Here is a 15,524-nt window from a genome sequence, read left to right as displayed (position 1 = left end):
GGCCAGCACAACTTCTTCTGCGCATGCGACATGGGCTCGGAATGCCACGCTTAAATATGCAGCAGACCAGATCCCGTGCCCGTCAGTGCGCATCTTTGCGTCCGGAAGGGAGAATTATCCACAGAAGCTGTGGATAATTAAGAGCTGCAGGCGACCATAACGACAAGGATTCGGGGCACGTCACTTCCCTTATCGTCATCCTCCAGGATTTTCGTTTAGATGACTTAGCTTTTGCGCCGCTGCACGGCGGTTAGTATCCCCCGCAGGATCTCGATGGGGGGAGGCGGGCAGCCAGCCACAGCGACGTCGACGGGGATGACGTTGGCGACGCGACCGCAACTTGCATAGCTCTCGCCGAAGATACCACCCGTACAGCCGCAGTCACCTACCGCGACGACGAGCTTCGGCTCCGGCGTCGCGTCATAGGTACGCCGCAAAGCCTCTTCCATGTGACGCGAGACCGGTCCGGTCACCAGCAGCATGTCAGCATGCCGCGGGCTGGCAACGAATTTGATGCCAAGCCCTTCGATGTTGTAGTAGGCGTTGTTGAGCGCGTGGATTTCCAGTTCACAGCCGTTGCACGAGCCTGCGTCGACCTCCCTAATCGCCAGCGCCTGACCGAGAATATCGAGGATGTCCTTGTGGATGCGTTGAATCGCGGCGCCGCCATCGGCATCGACGGCCTGGGGCGCAGGCTCGGTCACGATGCCGGTACGGGCAATTTGCTTGAGGAGGAGCCACATCAGAGGTCGTGCCCCGAATAGGAGAGATTGAAAGACTTGTTGATCAGCGGAAAGTCCGGAACGATATTGCCGATGACGGCGTGTTCAAGCACTGGCCAGTTCTGCCAAGAGGGATCATGGCAGTGGCAACGCAAGATCCGGCCGTCGCCGGCGATCTCGAGGGCGACAAGGACTTCACCACGCCAGCCCTCTACCCAGCCTGCTCCGATGGAGATTTTGTTCAGCATCCGGAGGTCACCACATATCGCGCCACCCGGCAGCTCCGAGCAGATGGCGCGAACGAGCCGCAGGGATTCAAGCGTCTCGTCGAAGCGCATCGCCACACGTGCGGCGACATCGCCGTTTCGGTGCGTGGCCATCCTGACGTCTAACCGATCGTAGGGCGGCCATGCGTGGTCGCAGCGCAGGTCCGCCGCTTGCGCGCTGGCGCGCCCGGCGAGCCCCGTGAGGCCAAGCTGGGCTGCGAGTTGTGGCGCCACCCGCCCCGTGGTGAGAAAACGGTCCTGCAGGCCGGCATGTTCGTCATACACGATCCGCAGTGCGCGGACCTTGCGCTCGATGCCGTCGCACTGCTTGCGCAGCCAATCCAGCATCGGCGGCGTCAGGTCGATCGCAACACCTCCGGGCACCACTGCATCCATCATGAGCCGGTGACCGAATACCTCCTTAGACAGGCGCTGCCAGTCCTCGCGCAGTCGCGAGAACTGGGCCAACCCAAAGGCCAATCCGGCATCATTGCCCAAGGCACCGAGATCGCCCAGGTGGTTGGCCACGCGTTCGCGCTCCAGCATCATGGCACGCAGCCAGGCTGCCCTTGTCGGTATCTCGCTGCCCGACGCGGACTCGAGCGCCATGCAGTAGGCCCAGGCATAGGCCACCGTCGAGTCGCCCGATACACGGCCGGCTAGCCGGTGGGCTTCAATCGGTGCGACTTCGGTGAAGCGTCGCTCGATGCCCTTGTGCGTGTAACCCAGGTGGGCTTCCAGCCGCAGCACCTTCTCTCCGACGACGGAGAGGCGGAAGTGGCCGGGTTCGATGATGCCCGCGTGCACCGGGCCGACGGCGATCTCATGCACGCCATCGCCATCGACGCGTACGAAAGGGTAGGCCGTCGGCAGCTTGCCCGCGGCGACCAGCGGCTGCGTCCCGTGTCGCAAGGGAAATGACTCGGGCTGCCACAGGCCATGGTCCAGCCAAGGGCGTCGGTCGCGGCTGCCGTGCACATGGATGCCCGAAAGGTCAACCATGGCGCGCTGCATCCGCCCGGCGCACGGGAATATGGCGCTCAGATCCGGAACTCCCTGCGCTGGATCGTCGAGCCGCAGTTCGAGCCAGACCAGGCCCTCCGGTACGGCATACGCGGCACATGCCGCCAACGCGCCCCCCGCGGCGCTACGGTCGACACCCCACACCGATATGAGGCGCCCTCCCGTGTCATTAACCGTGCGCGCTGCCGCGCTCCATGCGTCGGGACTGACCAGCCCGTGCCATACCGGCAGCGGTGCCGGCAGGCCATTCAGCTTGAGTCCGAGTTCAGGCAGAGCCATGCGCTCAACTCCCCAGCATGGCAGCCGCCTGGCGGTACCATGCATCCAGATACGGCGGGATATAAAGTCCCAGCATCAATCCAAGTACGAGGTGTGTGAACACCGGAATCAGCGCCGGCGGGTGTGCCAGGGGTTTCAGGGTGGTCTCGCCGAAGACCATCGGCTGCACGCGACTGAATACCGACGCAAAAGCCAGGCCGAGCGCGACCAGCAGGAAGGGCGTGGCCCAGGGTTGCTCACGCATCGCGGTGGTGACGATCAGGAATTCGCTGGCGAATACCCCGAAAGGCGGCATTCCCAGGATAGCCAGCACGCCCAACATCAGGCCCCAGCCGACCGTGGGGCTGACGCGGATCAGCCCGCGGATCTCGTCCATGACCTGCGTACCCGCTTTCTGCGCCGCATGGCCGACGGCGAAGAAGATCGCGGACTTGACCAGCGAATGCACCGTCATGTGCAGAAGTCCGGCGAAGCTGGCGATCGGCCCGCCCATGCCGAAAGCGAAGGTCATCATGCCCATATGTTCGATGGACGAATAGGCGAACATGCGCTTGACGTCCCGCTGGCGGATAAGGAGGAAGACAGCCGCCACGACGGAAACCAGGCCGAAGCCCATCATCAGGTGGCCGGTGAGATGGTTGTTCAGCGCGCCGTCCGTCAACACCTTGCAGCGCAGGATGGCGTATAGGGCCACATTGAGCAGCAGGCCGGAMAGCACGGCKGAMAYCGGSGTCGGMCCCTCGGCATGSGCRTCCGGCAGCCAGTTGTGCAGCGGCACCAGGCCGACCTTGGTCCCATAGCCGATAAACAGGAAGGCAAAGGCCAGGGTGATGATATTCGGGTCCAGCCGACCCTTGACCGCATCGAGGTTGGTCCACAGCAGCGCGCCGCCCTCGGTGCCAATGACCTGCTCGGCTGCCATGTAGAGCAGTACGGTGCCAAAGAGTGCCTGGGCGATACCCACGCCGCACAGGATGAAGTACTTCCAGGCTGCCTCGAGGCTGGCTGCGGTCCGGTAGACGCTGACCAACAGTACCGTGGTCAGCGTGGCGGCCTCCATCGCGACCCACACGATGCCCATATTGTTGGTCGTCAGTGCCAACAGCATCGTGAACGTGAATAGCTGGTACATGCTGTGGTACAGGCGCAGCCGCGGCGGCGTCATCTTGCCGTGGTCGCGCTCCACGCGCATGTAAGGCCGCGAGAAGATCGACGTGGTCAGGCCCACGAACGCGGTCAGAGTGACCAGAAACACGTTCAAGGCGTCTATGTAGAACGCACGGTCCCACACGAGCGTGGGACCGTCGTCGATGATCCGACCGGTGAGCAAGCAGGCCGCGATGAAGGTGCCCAGGCTGAACGCGACGTTGACATCGCGCGCACTATCGCGATGGCCCACCAGCGCCAGCACCAGCCCGCCGGCGAGCGGGGTTGCAAGCAGGAAGGCTAGCGCAATCAACTCAGTCCTCCTTCAGCTTCTCGAGGTGGCGGATGTCCAGGCTGTCGAACTGCTCACGGATCTGGAACATGAACACGCCCAGGATCAGCACGCCGATCAGCACATCCAGCGCGATGCCAAGTTCAACCACCATCGGCATGCCGTAGGTTGCCGAGGTGGCGGCAAAGAACAACCCATTCTCCATGGCCAGGAAGCCGATGACCTGCGGTATGGCCTTGGAGCGGGTGATCATCATCAGGAACGACAGCAGTATGCAGGCTAGCGCGATGCCGAGCGTGCCGCTGGCCAGCTTCACCGACAGCCGCGAGATAGGCATGGCCAGGTTGAACGCGAAGATCACCACCAGGATGCCGATCACCATGATGGTCGGGATATTGATCAGCGTCTCCACGTCCCAGCGGATATCAAGCCGGTCGATGACGCGGTGCAGGAGATAGGGGATCAGCAGCACCTTGAGCACGAATGTCACGCCGGCCGACAGGTACAGGTCCGGCTGCCGGGTCACGTAGCCAACCACGGCCGTCGCCAATGCCAGGGTGGCGCCCTGCAGCGTGAACAGGTGGATTAGCGAAAGGACGCGGCGCTGCGAGATCATCCCGAAGGCGAGGATGAGCAGCACCGCACCGAGCAGGTTGACGAACTGGGTCAGTAAGGTGCTCATGTCAGCGGGCAAGCAGCAAATGCACCAGCATGCCGATCACCGCCAGCAAGAAGGCAGTGGCCAGGAACTCGGGGACGCGGAAGATGCGCATCTTGGCACTCACTGTCTCCAGCGTGGCAAGCAGGATGCCGCCCACGGTGAGTTTGAACAGCAGCGCCGGCAGCGCCAGCAGCATGGACAACGGCGCCTGGGCCTCTGCGATGCCCCAGGGGAAGAACAACGCCAGTCCGATACAGGAGTAGGCGAACAGCTTCAGGCTTGACGCCCACTCGATGAGTGCCAGGTGGCGGCCCGAGTACTCCAGGAGGAGTGCCTCATGGATCATCGTCAGCTCCAGATGCGTGGCGGGGTTGTCGACCGGCACGCGGGCGTTCTCCGCCAGCGACACCATGGTGAAGGCAACGCCGGAAAAGGCCAGCCCGGGGTAGATCGCGAGGTCACGATGGGCGAGTGTCTCGACGATGGTGGTGAGCGACGTCGACTTGGAGACTAGCGAGGCCGAGAACAGCACCATCAGCAATGCGGGTTCGGCAAGAAACCCGATCAGCATCTCGCGCCGCGCCCCCAGGGTGCCGAAGGCCGTGCCGATGTCCATCGCGGCCAGCGAAATGAAAACCCGCGCTAGCGCGAACAGGCCGACCAGCGCGATCGCATCAGCCGCAGGTGCCAGCGGGAGGTCGGTCGAGAGCGTTGGGATGATCGCGCACGCCAGGGCCATACAGCCGAACACCACGTAGGGTGTGGCGCGGAACAGCGGCGACGCGTTGTCGGCCACCACCGATTCCTTGTTGAACAGTTTGTGCAACATGCGATATGGCTGCCAGAGGCTGGGCGCGGATTTGTTTTGCAGCCAGGAACGCCATTGATTGACCCAACCCGTCAGTAGCGGCGCCAGGGCGATCGAAATCGCGATTTCTAGCGACTGCGACAGCAAGCCGGAGACCGTCATGGAAGCCTCATCGCATCACCGCCAGCAGCGTGGCAACTAGTGTCAGGAAACTGTATAGCAGATATACCGAGATGCGCCCTTGCTGCATCAGGCTGGCCAGTCGCGCCAGGTATGAAGCCAATTCGGCAGTGGGTAGGTACAGCCAACGCCAGAAGCGGTCCTCGACGGTCACCCGGTAGCGCGGCTGTTCGTCGAACGGCGTCGGCAGGTCGCGCTGCATCAAAAAGAAGGGTTCGAAGATCTGACGGATTGGCTGGCCGAAACCCTCGGCGGTATCCTGCATGCGCGCGGTGCCCCAGGGAAATCCGCAGGCCCATGGTGGGCCGCGGCGCAGCCGGCCATGGTAAAGCCAGCGCACGAGCAAGTAGGCGAGCGCAAAGCTAGTCAGGATGCCGAGGAGGAAGATCACCGGCCCGTAACTGGCTTGACCTAGGCTGCTCGGCGCCAGCAGCCAACTGCTGGTAGCCGCTCGGGCRCCCAAACCGGCGGCAACCAGCTGCTTCGTTACCGGGTCGATCAGCTGGATGAACTGCGTCGGCAGCAGGCCAAGCGTCACACAGCCGAGGGCGAGCCATATCATGCCTGCGCGCTCCCAGGGACCGGCGTCATGCGCGTGGGCGAGTTTGTGCTCGCGCGGCTGGCCGAGGAAGATCACACCGAAGAACTTGACCATCGTGTAGCCGGCTAGGGCCGCCACCAGCGCGATTAGCGCAGCGACCACCGGGATCAGCATCGTCAGCAGCGGCACGGGCAGGCCTGGCGTGAACAGGAAGCTCTGCAGCAGCAGCCACTCCGACACGAAACTGCCGAGCGGAGGCAGCCCGGCGCTGGCCAGCGCGCCCAGTAGCGTAAGCCAGCCAACCCAAGGCATGTACCGAATCAGCCCGCCCAGCTTGCCGAGACTTCGCTCGGCGGTGGCATGCAGTACGCTGCCCGTGCCGAGGAAGAGCAGGCTCTTGAATAAGGCATGGCTTGCGACGTGATAGAGCGTCGCGGTCAGGGCCAGTGCCGCCATCGGCCTCATGTCGTAGGCCGAGAAGATCAGGGTCAGGCCCGTGGCGACGAACAGCAGGCCCATATTCTCGATGGACGAATAGGCCAGCAAGCGCTTCATGTCGCTCTGCACCGCGGCAAAGACGACGCCGAACAGGGCAGTGGCCAGGCCGACGGCCAGAAGCAGCGCGCCCCACCACCACAGACGCATACACAGCAGGTCGAAGGACACGCGCAACAGCCCGTAGATGGCTGTATTGAGCATGACGCCGCTCATCATCGCGGAGACCGGCGAAGGCGCGGCCGGGTGTGCCTCCGGCAGCCAGACATGCAAGGGCAGGACGCCGGCCTTGGCGCCGAAGCCGAACACGGCAAGCAGGAAGCCGACCGAGGCCCAGAAGGGCGTCAGAGCCTGGTCACGCATGTTCGCGAAGGTGTAGTCACCGGTGTTGGCCTGCAGAACACCGAAGCAGAGCAGAATCGCGATCGCGCCGATACGCGCCATCGTGATGTAAAGGTAGCCGGCGCTGCGTACCTCTCGAATGCGGTGGTTTGCTGTCACCAGGAAGAACGACGACAGCGCCATGGTCTCCCACATGACCATGAACGAGTAGGCATCGTCGGCCAGGATGACACCGGCCATGCTGGCCAGGAACAGGTGATATTCCAGGCACAGCAAGCCTGGCGGCGTGCCCTCACCCTTGCGGAAATATCCGGCTGCAAATATAGAGATGCCCGCCGCCGTACCACCGATCACCATTAGGAAATAGGCGGAGAGGCTGTCGAGCCGGATGTGGAAGGGCAGTGCTGGCAGTCCAATGGCTAGTACGGCGACCTCGGGCGTGCCAAGCACAGCGGCAAGTGCCAGGCCGAAAAGCGCCAGCCCAAGCAATCCGCCGAGCGGGAAAAGAACGCGAGACACCAGGGTCAGCCGCTGCAGCGCGGCAACGCCTGCGGCCCCGACGAACAACCAAGCCCCCACAACAACAAGCACCCAGTCGATATGGAGCCATTGAGCGACGGGGGGCACGCTGCTCATGGCCTAGGCCTTGCGACGTGTGGCGCGCCGTCTGGTGGGGGGGGGCGCTTCGGCCTGCGCCGGTGCCTGTTCCTGTGGCGGTGTTCCGTCGTCAGCAGGCTCGGTATTGCCCGCGTGCAACCCGCTGGGCACGTACTGGACCCCATGTTGAGCGAGGTATTCGCGGATGAGCTGGCGCACCACTTGCGATGCCGTCAGATCCTGTTGTGCACAAAGGCGCTCGAAAGCGGCCTTCTTGTTGGGATCGATGAGCAGCGTCAGCCGAGCAGTCTTGATCTCCATGGAGCCTCAACATGCCAATACGATGGTCAGATGCGTCACATCATACATGAACGCCGTGCGACCCAAAAGTGCTTGCCGCCGCCGCGGTTCACCGTCAATGAAGCGACGGCAAAGGTCGCTAATTGCTTGCGACAACCTAGCATACGGAATGAAGATTGCATATGCTACAGAACCTAATGTAATGCAGTAGCGGTGTAATCAACATGTTAATCCTATTAACATATTCCGTCCCAGATTGACCTTGTGCGCAGGCGCGCCCTAGCTGGTCTTTGGAACCTTTGCTCACGTGGCATTTTGTGAGAACCCTCATCTGCCTGAGGGTGACGAGGCGTGGGCGATAGGGAACGGTGATCGACTCTTTCGATGGCCTCGAATCCAGGCAGACAAGGAGAAAGATATGTTTGCGCATCTTCTGCTCGCGGTCGATGGCTCTTTTCTATCTGATGCCGCCTGCCATAAGGCGCTTGCCCTTGCGCAGCAAATGAACGCCCGGGTTACGGCGCTTCGGGTTGGCCCGAACTACCATGTTCTGACCTATCACACTGAAATGCTGACGGACACCCGAGAGCGTTTCACGCAGGAATCCTGGGAGGAGGCCACGAAATATCTACAAGGCGTGGCGAGCGAAGCCGCCGCCGCAGGGGTGCCCTGTGATACGACGTATCTGGTCAACGATCACCCGTACGAAGCCATCATCAAAACAGCCGAGGATAAGGGCTGTGACCTCATCGTGATGGCGTCGCATGGGCGGCGCGGCGTGCAGGGACTGGTGATTGGCAGTGAGACGCAGAAGGTCCTGACTCACAGCAAGATCCCTGTACTGGTGTATCGCTAGATACCATGGCATCGAAGCGCGTGAGGCATTGGCGACAATGGGCTGGCAATGCCATGGACGTCCATTCGCCTGGAAGCAAGCGGCGACAGGACTACGAACCGACCGGGGGAGTGACCATCTCCACTGGCCGTATGGAGGACGGAGAGGCGACCATGGAACTGCTTGTGGAACAGGTGGAGGTTTGGGTGGCAGGGATTCCGGACAAGCCAGGTGGACTGGCCGGATCGTTGGCCCCCCTATGCGATGTGGGAGCCGATCTGCAACTCATCATCGCGCGCCGCAATCCGGACAAACCTGGTGACGGCGTCGTATTTGTCACCCCACTACAGGGTGATAGAGAGATTGTGGCCGCGGCTCTGGTTGGCTTCAACGTGACACAAACGCTGCACTGCGTTCGTGTCATGGGGATTAACCAACCGGGCATCGCATCGGCGCTGACGGAGAAGCTTGCCAAAGCGAATTTGAACCTCCGCGGGTTCTCCGCTTCGGTGATCGGTACGCAGTTTGTCGCCTATGTGGCAGTCGACTCGCAAGCCGAAGCCAATAAGGTAGTTGAGGTTCTCCAGGCTGCCTGAGGTCCAGCGCTTATGCATCAAGGAGAGGAGTAGTGGGGCGCCGGAGCGCCGAGGAGACGTATTCACATTGCCCGCTTGAAGGGCATGGACTGCGGTCCTGCGCCACCCTGCCTGTTGCCGAATCCGGCTAGTTGACGCCAGCACCACGCATGGTGGCTGATCGTAGGCTCGTCCTGAGCCCAATGCGTCGCAATAGTGTCTGAATAGCGGCCGTGGCGACGTCGTCCGTCTCTTGTACATCCTTGAGTACCGCCTGAATCCGCAAGGCCAGCGCTTCAGCAAGCCTTGCCGCAGTGTCGCGCAGCGGACAAGCGTCGCATCTCGCGTAAAGCGCGACATCTCTAAGCAAGGCGTCACCCCGATAGATAGCCACCAGCACCTTCGGTTGGTAGCTACCGTCATCGAGCGCTTTTGCGCGCGGCGTGACGCGATAAGTGACCGCCGGCTTGTGCATGGATGCCTCCCGATAGTTGCCAGACCCTGACTCCGGTCTCGGCATGCCGTAAAGCCAAGTATGAGATTGAGGCCAGCACCACGCATGGAAGGTCCCGATTGGGCGGTAGGCATCTCGGGATGCCTCGCAGTGGTCATTATCAGTGCGATGCCGAGGCCGACCTGCAGGGTGAGGCTGGTAGTCCGCTATGCGGACATCGGTCACTCGCGGTCATTCTTAGCCAGAACCGTAGCGCCAACCTGGGGCCGGGTGGCATAGGCCACCCCATGCTGCTCCAAATAGTCGCGGATCAACTGGCGCACCACCTGCGACGGCGTCTGATCCTGCGCCGCGCACAGGGTTTCAAAGGCTTTCTTCTTCACGGGGTCGATCAACACGGTGAAACGAGCGGTCTTGGATTCCATGCAGCTTAGAGTAGTGTTGTATGATAATAGCGTTATCATTATATACAAGTGAGCGGCCAAGTGCAGCCTGTGGTTCGGGCATACCCAGACGAGCATGTTCCGCCGCCGGCGGCAAGCCATATGGGTAAGCGCCTGGAAGTTGCTTAGGGGCCGCTTTTTATTTGAGGGCGATGTGCTAGACGCGACAATTGAAATGACCAACCGCATGGGCTTGCAAGGTCGCGGCTCAGCGCGGCTAACCTTTACCGCTGCCCAGTTCGAGTCCGAGATCCTGCTTGTCAGCAATGACTGCACAGCGAACGCCAAGAATGTGATGGACGTGATGCGACTCTCAGCGCGGGCGGGAACTCAGGTACGTATTCAGGCCACCGGCCCGGATGAAGTTGCTGCCGTGAAAGTCATCGCCGCACTGCTGACGGAGTGAGGAATTGAATACCACGCCTGATGGAGCCCCACACATGGACCCCAATCGCACCTCCTTTGAAGCCTACTTAAAGTTTCTCTCCGAAGCCCCCGACGACGGCACGCCGACCGTACCGGAAACCCCACTTGCAATTTCACTGCATTTCGATGCGCTGGCTACCCAAAGCATCATGTCGCGACGCGACCCCGACAAGCTTGTTCTTGGCTACACGCGGACGATGATGGCGTTTTTACTGCTGCAGCCGGCACCCACCAGGATCTCGATGATCGGCCTCGGCGGGGGATCATTACTCAAGTATTGCTATCGGCATCTTCCGAATGCGAAGGTGGTCGCAATCGAAATCGATCCGGCGGTGATTGCATTGCGCGATACGTTTCATATTCCGCCCGACGACGAACGGCTCGAGGTGGTTTGCGCGGATGGCGCCGAGTATGTCAAGAATCAGGACGCGCGGCCGGAAGTCATATTGGTGGATGGTTTTCTCGCTCATGGCATGCCGACACAACTGGGCAGCGCGGACTTCTACGCAGCGTGCCATGCCCGGCTCGCCGACGAGGGGGTATTGGTCGCGAACTTCCTCGACAGCGATTCCGATATCCCTTCCTATCTGGACGAAGTTCGTTCGGTGTTCGGCGACTCATTTTCCATTTCCCTGTCCGAGGACAGTTGCAACTACACGCTGCTCGCTTGGAAGAGCGCGCGGGCACTACCCTCGCTGGACGAACTGCTGATGCGCGCGCGCATACTGGAAACCACGCATCCCCTGAATCTGCGCGCGGCCGCGCGTCGTCTGAAACAGGGCAAACGGCTCGCGTCAGATCACACATTCTTGCAGAAGCTCACGGGCTGATGAGCTGGCGGGCCGATGTTGGATAGACACGGCCTGAACCGAAGGTAACGCCCACCGATGCGACCATGCCGATCCGATACTTGCGCAGACTGACTGGAAGGGAGCGCAGTCCAGAAGCCAACCGGCAACTGGCGCGTTATCTTGCCTTTGTGGCGGGCGCCACCAATGCAGGCGGATTCTTGGCGGTGCAGCAGTACACCTCCCATATGTCGGGCATCGTGTCCGCCATGGCTGACAATCTAGCGCTCGGCAGTGTCGGGCTCATTCTGGACGGCCTCGGTGCCTTGTTATCGTTTCTGGCGGGCGCGGCCTGCTCTGCGATTTTGATCAACTGGGGGCGGCGCGAGCGCCTGCACAGCGAATACGCGCTGCCGTTGATGCTGGAGGCGGCGTTGCTGGTATGTTTTGGTCTGCTAGGCAGCAATCTCGAGCATCACGAATGGCTGTTCGTGCCGGCGACGGTCATGGTGCTTTGCTTCATCATGGGGTTGCAGAATGCCATGATCACCAAGCTCTCGAAGGCCGAGATCCGGACCACGCATATCACGGGGATGGTCACCGACATCGGCATTGAACTGGGTAAGCTGTTCTACTGGAACCTGGCCAAAGCCGATGCCGCCAAGCCCATTGTGCTGGCCGACCGGAGAAAACTGCGAGTGCTCGTGACGCTGGTCGCGCTGTTCTTTACCGGCGGCGTAGTCGGGGCTGTGGGCTTCAGGCATGTTGGGTTCAGCGTCACCCTTCCATTGGCCACATTGCTGCTCGCCCTTGGTGCGGTACCCGTCATGGATGATGTGCGGATCCACATGTTGCGCTCGGATTTCCTCCCGCGGCAGGCCGCTCGTGCGCGCGTATGGGCACGCGAGGTCAAGCGAGACGTCCACGCGGTGTGGTTGGCAGCGCGCGACCCTCGCACGCCTCGGTATGCGAAAGCGCTAGCCGTGTTAGTCGCCGCCTATGCCTTATCTCCTATTGACCTGATTCCGGATTTCATCCCGGTCCTGGGCTATCTGGATGACGTGGTGCTGGTACCCCTCGGCGTGTTGCTGGTGGTCCGGTTGATCCCGGCTGAGGTGATGGAACAGCATCGCGCCGCCGCCGCGCTCGCTGCAGAGCGCCCCGTCAGTCGCGTCGCGGTCGTCGTGATTGTTGCGCTCTGGCTTGCCGCTGCTGCAGTGGTGGTGGCCTGGCTGGCTCGGCTGCAAGTTTGACTCGAACGCTCGAAATAGAAGTGGTGTACCCATGGTTGGGCAACTTGGTGCCAAATTGGGAACAGCGTGATGGCGTGGAGCCATGGATAACGTGCTTTGGGAGTGCTGCGAATGAATGCGCGTCCCATGCACGACTTTTGTGTGTCAGATGAACGATAACCAACAAACGAGCCTGCTTATGCTGATCGCGCTCGGCAAGGAGCGCGGATTCCTGACCCACGGTGAAATCAGCGACCATCTTCCTGACGGCAAGGACCAAGCCAGCATTACTGACAGAATTCTGGCGATGTTGGCGGAGCTTGGCATTGAGGTCGTGGATAGAGCGCCTGCTGACACGATGCTGTTAATCGAGGACGCGCCGGTCTCAAGCTCCGATGAGGCCACATTGGAGGAAGCTACCGCCGCCATCACGCAGAGCGATAACCGATTCGGTCGTACCACCGATCCCGTGCAGATGTATCTGCGGGAAATTGGCGCCGTCCAGTTGCTGACGCGCGACAACGAGGTAGAGATCGCGACCCGCCATGAAGAGGCAATCATGGAAATGGTTGACGCAATGGCGAGGTGTCCAACCGTCGTCTCCGAGATATTAGCCATGGCCGAGCAAGTCGAGCGCGACGAGTTGTCCGTAGATGAACTCGTTGATCACGTCGTCGATGCCCAAACCGTGCCCGCTGACAATCCGGGCAAGGATACCGGGTTACAGCTCGACGCCAGCGTAGGCGAGGAGGATGGAGAGCCCGATGATTGCGCCCGGAGTCCGAACACCGCCTCGAAGGCAACGTCAGCTGCCGCCTTGAAGCGGGATGTACTCGAGTGGCTCGCCAGCGTGCGAGCGCGGGTTATCGAATTGACCGCGTCCCACGGGCCTCATGAAGGTGGCACGCTCCGCGATATGCAGGCGCTGGCAGCGATTCGATGTGTGCTCGCCAAGCTGCGCTTCAGCCCAATCGCGATTGAGCGGCTCAGCCGAGTCCTCAACGTGCATCTTGAGGACGTTCGTCAAACGGAACGGCGACTCGCTGGAATCTTGATCGGTCAATGCGGCATGACACGCGATGAGTTCGCGCAGCGCTTAAAGGGTCGTGAAATCCAGTTCGACTGGCCGGAAGCGCTTGGGGCGGACTGTCCTACCCCCAACGGTTTGCTGCCGCGGCAGCTTCTGGAAATCCAGGCGCTGCAGCAACAACTGCTTGCCATAGAATCTCGCGCCGCTATTCCCCTTGAGGATCTGAGGGAAGTCGGCCGGCTGGTGACAAGAGCGCAGGTCAAGGCTCGCCAAGCAAGAGCCGAGATGATCGAGGCTAACCTTCGCCTGGTCGTCTCAATCGCCAAGAAATACATCAATCGTGGCTTGCCACTGTTGGATCTCATTCAAGAGGGCAACATCGGGCTGATGCGGGCGGCGGATAAATTCGACTACCGCCGTGGTTATCGATTTTCGACCTACGCGACCTGGTGGATTCGCCAGGCGGTGACTCGCTCTATTGCTGACAAGGCACCCACCATCGGCATCCCGATGCACCTCGTGGAGGTCGTTGGAAAGATCAATCGGGCCTCGCGCGAGTGCTTCAGTGAAACCGGAGCAATGCCGACGTCGGATATCTTGGCGGCCAAGGTGGGGATGAGCGAGAAGAAGATCAAGTCCATTTTGAACGTTGTCAAGCAGCCGGTATCGCTTGATATGCCGGTTGGGGAGAGCGGGGATGCGTTGCTGGGAGACACGTTGGCGGACGAGATCACCGCCTCTCCTCTTGATGCGGCAGTTCAAGCGGGGCTCAAGCGGGACTTGGAAGCCGTCTTGTCGACGCTGGGTGCGCGGGAGGCGAAGATTTTGCGGATGCGCTTCGGGATCGGCACTGCGACCGAGTACACGCTGGATGAGATTGGCCTGCAATTCGGCGTGACCCGCGAACGTATTCGGCAACTGGAAAGCCAGGCCCTGCGAAAGCTACGGAAGCCCGAGAGCACCGAACGCCTGAATGCCTATCGCGGCGAGTCGTGAGTGCTTCGCACGCGATGCGTTAGCAGGCCGGCAGGTCGACCAGAGGTACGCGGACAGGCCAATGGGGGTAGCCGCACAAATGATTAGTCAAAAAATTAGATTCTTTCGCTCACGGATTCCCTCATTCGAGTGCACCCCTGGATGCCATGACTGCTGTGGACCGGTGACGACCTCAACGGAAGAGATGTCGAGGCTTCCCGTCAAGAGCGATGCCGAGCACGAAGCTGCGCTTACAAACCTTAGTTGCCCTCATCTTGGCAACAAGGGGTGTCAAGTGTATGCTGAGCGCCCGTTGATTTGCCGGTTGTTCGGGACAACACCACGACTGGCCTGCCCGAACGGAAACCGGCCGGAGGCGATGGTCGATCCGTCTAYAGAACGGCAGATTCAGCGCTTTTTCCTTGAAACGCGTCACGTGTTGGTTTGAGGTAGCGGGCGCGGTCTCCTACATGGGCGCAACGCGGTTCGAGGAAATACAGATCCAGACCGAAGCTACGCCACAGATGATGGCCTCCCGACTGAAGGCGCTTGAAGCGGACGRCATGGTCGAACGCCACCCATATAGCGAAAAGCCGTTGCGCTATGAATACCGTCTGACGGACAAGGGGTGGGCGTTCTATCCCGTGATCTACGCGCTGCGCGCCTGGGGCGAAACGTGGGCAAAGAAGAAGGACAGGGAACTGGCGATGCATTTCGTGCATCGCGAATGCGGGGACGACGTCGGGCTTGCCAGCATCTGCCCGCACTGCGGGAAACCGGTGGAGCGCAAGGATCTGCACGCTTCAATGGGTAACGATTTCGCGACGGAACGCGCAGCGCGACGTGCTTCCTTCAAGCGGAAATAACTAGACATCACGAATGGCGGCACGAGGCGCCCATGTCGCCTGTCCACTGAGCGCATGCCTTAGTCTGGCGCGAACGGCTGTCCAGAAGCGAATCGGCCTGTTCCCGGCTGATTTCTGATATCCGAGACCTGGTACTCCTTCCACTCGATCAAGCGGTTGCGAGGTCGGCATTCGGCCGAGGCGCTCTCCGACTGATCGCGCCACCTTCACACTTCCCGACCGCCTCTCCAACACGCGCAGCGCATGCG

At 61.2% G+C, this 15,524-nt stretch carries 17 protein-coding genes; 8 read left to right on the top strand and 9 right to left on the bottom strand.

Annotated elements, in window-relative coordinates; genetic code table 11:
* Positions 1-224 precede the first annotated feature (224 nt).
* The 7 genes from AC1DO7_RS31235 to AC1DO7_RS31205 are packed head-to-tail and all read right to left on the bottom strand — an operon-like array spanning position 225 to position 7,673.
* The gene (locus tag AC1DO7_RS31235; protein ID WP_441621714.1) at positions 225-743 is read right to left on the bottom strand and encodes an NADH-quinone oxidoreductase subunit B family protein; all 519 of its coding nucleotides are present in this window, start codon (positions 741-743) and stop codon (positions 225-227) included.
* Positions 743-2,290, bottom strand: coding sequence for a hydrogenase large subunit (locus AC1DO7_RS31230; RefSeq protein WP_441621712.1), 1,548 nt, complete (start codon positions 2,288-2,290; stop codon positions 743-745). The genes AC1DO7_RS31235 and AC1DO7_RS31230 overlap by 1 nt, the downstream gene beginning before the upstream one ends.
* Before the next feature lie 4 nt (positions 2,291-2,294).
* Positions 2,295-3,749, bottom strand: a complete 1,455-nt coding sequence (locus tag AC1DO7_RS31225; RefSeq protein ID WP_477116966.1) for a hydrogenase 4 subunit F — start codon at positions 3,747-3,749, stop codon at positions 2,295-2,297.
* A 1-nt stretch (position 3,750) separates the two neighbouring features.
* Positions 3,751-4,410 (bottom strand): formate hydrogenlyase, encoded by a 660-nt coding sequence (locus AC1DO7_RS31220; RefSeq protein ID WP_441621708.1) that lies wholly within the window; start codon positions 4,408-4,410, stop codon positions 3,751-3,753.
* A gap of 1 nt (position 4,411) precedes the next feature.
* Complete coding sequence (locus AC1DO7_RS31215; RefSeq protein WP_441621707.1) at positions 4,412-5,359, bottom strand: respiratory chain complex I subunit 1 family protein; 948 nt, start codon at positions 5,357-5,359, stop codon at positions 4,412-4,414.
* Positions 5,360-5,366: 7 nt separating this feature from the next.
* Positions 5,367-7,391, bottom strand: a complete 2,025-nt coding sequence (hyfB, locus tag AC1DO7_RS31210; protein ID WP_441621705.1) for a hydrogenase 4 subunit B — start codon at positions 7,389-7,391, stop codon at positions 5,367-5,369.
* Between the two features lie 3 nt (positions 7,392-7,394).
* Positions 7,395-7,673 carry a ribbon-helix-helix protein, CopG family gene (locus AC1DO7_RS31205; RefSeq protein ID WP_441621703.1) on the bottom strand — a complete coding sequence of 93 codons (279 nt, stop codon included), beginning with the start codon at positions 7,671-7,673 and terminating at the stop codon, positions 7,395-7,397.
* A gap of 397 nt (positions 7,674-8,070) precedes the next feature.
* On the opposite strand from AC1DO7_RS31205, the gene AC1DO7_RS31200 reads away from it, so the two are divergent.
* Together AC1DO7_RS31200 and AC1DO7_RS31195 are read left to right on the top strand one after the other, a co-directional pair.
* Positions 8,071-8,508: a universal stress protein gene (locus AC1DO7_RS31200; protein ID WP_441621701.1), complete on the top strand. Its 438-nt coding sequence runs from the start codon at positions 8,071-8,073 to the stop codon at positions 8,506-8,508.
* A gap of 152 nt (positions 8,509-8,660) precedes the next feature.
* On the top strand, positions 8,661-9,083 hold the full coding sequence (locus AC1DO7_RS31195) for an ACT domain-containing protein (protein WP_441621699.1): 423 nt from the start codon (positions 8,661-8,663) through the stop codon (positions 9,081-9,083).
* Positions 9,084-9,210: 127 nt separating this feature from the next.
* Here the strand turns inward: AC1DO7_RS31195 and AC1DO7_RS31190 are convergent, their stop codons facing one another.
* A complete protein-coding gene (locus AC1DO7_RS31190; protein WP_441621698.1) occupies positions 9,211-9,537 on the bottom strand; it encodes a hypothetical protein in 327 nt (108 codons plus the stop codon).
* 200 nt (positions 9,538-9,737) lie between these two features.
* Entirely contained in the window at positions 9,738-9,941 is a 204-nt protein-coding gene (locus AC1DO7_RS31185) for a CopG family transcriptional regulator (protein WP_441621696.1), read from the bottom strand.
* A 172-nt stretch (positions 9,942-10,113) separates the two neighbouring features.
* Here AC1DO7_RS31185 and AC1DO7_RS31180 point away from each other — a divergent pair, with 172 nt between their 5' ends.
* The 6 genes from AC1DO7_RS31180 (at position 10,114) to AC1DO7_RS31155 (ending at position 15,276) form a co-directional block, all read left to right on the top strand.
* The gene (locus AC1DO7_RS31180) at positions 10,114-10,365 is read left to right on the top strand and encodes an HPr family phosphocarrier protein (protein WP_441621724.1); all 252 of its coding nucleotides are present in this window, start codon (positions 10,114-10,116) and stop codon (positions 10,363-10,365) included.
* A 34-nt stretch (positions 10,366-10,399) separates the two neighbouring features.
* On the top strand, positions 10,400-11,215 hold the full coding sequence (locus AC1DO7_RS31175) for a fused MFS/spermidine synthase (protein ID WP_441649935.1): 816 nt from the start codon (positions 10,400-10,402) through the stop codon (positions 11,213-11,215).
* A 65-nt stretch (positions 11,216-11,280) separates the two neighbouring features.
* Entirely contained in the window at positions 11,281-12,426 is a 1,146-nt protein-coding gene (locus AC1DO7_RS31170; RefSeq protein ID WP_441621692.1) for a DUF1275 domain-containing transporter, read from the top strand.
* Positions 12,427-12,541: 115 nt separating this feature from the next.
* Positions 12,542-14,431, top strand: a complete 1,890-nt coding sequence (gene rpoD / locus AC1DO7_RS31165; RefSeq protein WP_477116965.1) for an RNA polymerase sigma factor RpoD — start codon at positions 12,542-12,544, stop codon at positions 14,429-14,431.
* Entirely contained in the window at positions 14,409-14,858 is a 450-nt protein-coding gene (locus AC1DO7_RS31160; RefSeq protein ID WP_477116964.1) for a YkgJ family cysteine cluster protein, read from the top strand. The genes rpoD and AC1DO7_RS31160 overlap by 23 nt, the downstream gene beginning before the upstream one ends.
* Positions 14,833-15,276, top strand: coding sequence for a winged helix-turn-helix transcriptional regulator (locus AC1DO7_RS31155; RefSeq protein ID WP_477116963.1), 444 nt, complete (start codon positions 14,833-14,835; stop codon positions 15,274-15,276). Before AC1DO7_RS31160 ends, AC1DO7_RS31155 begins: the two co-directional genes overlap by 26 nt.
* Positions 15,277-15,524: the final 248 nt, after the last annotated feature.

This window comes from Cupriavidus sp. 05N40 (assembly GCF_056397305.1).
This window is presented reverse-complemented; position numbering and strand designations above follow the sequence as displayed.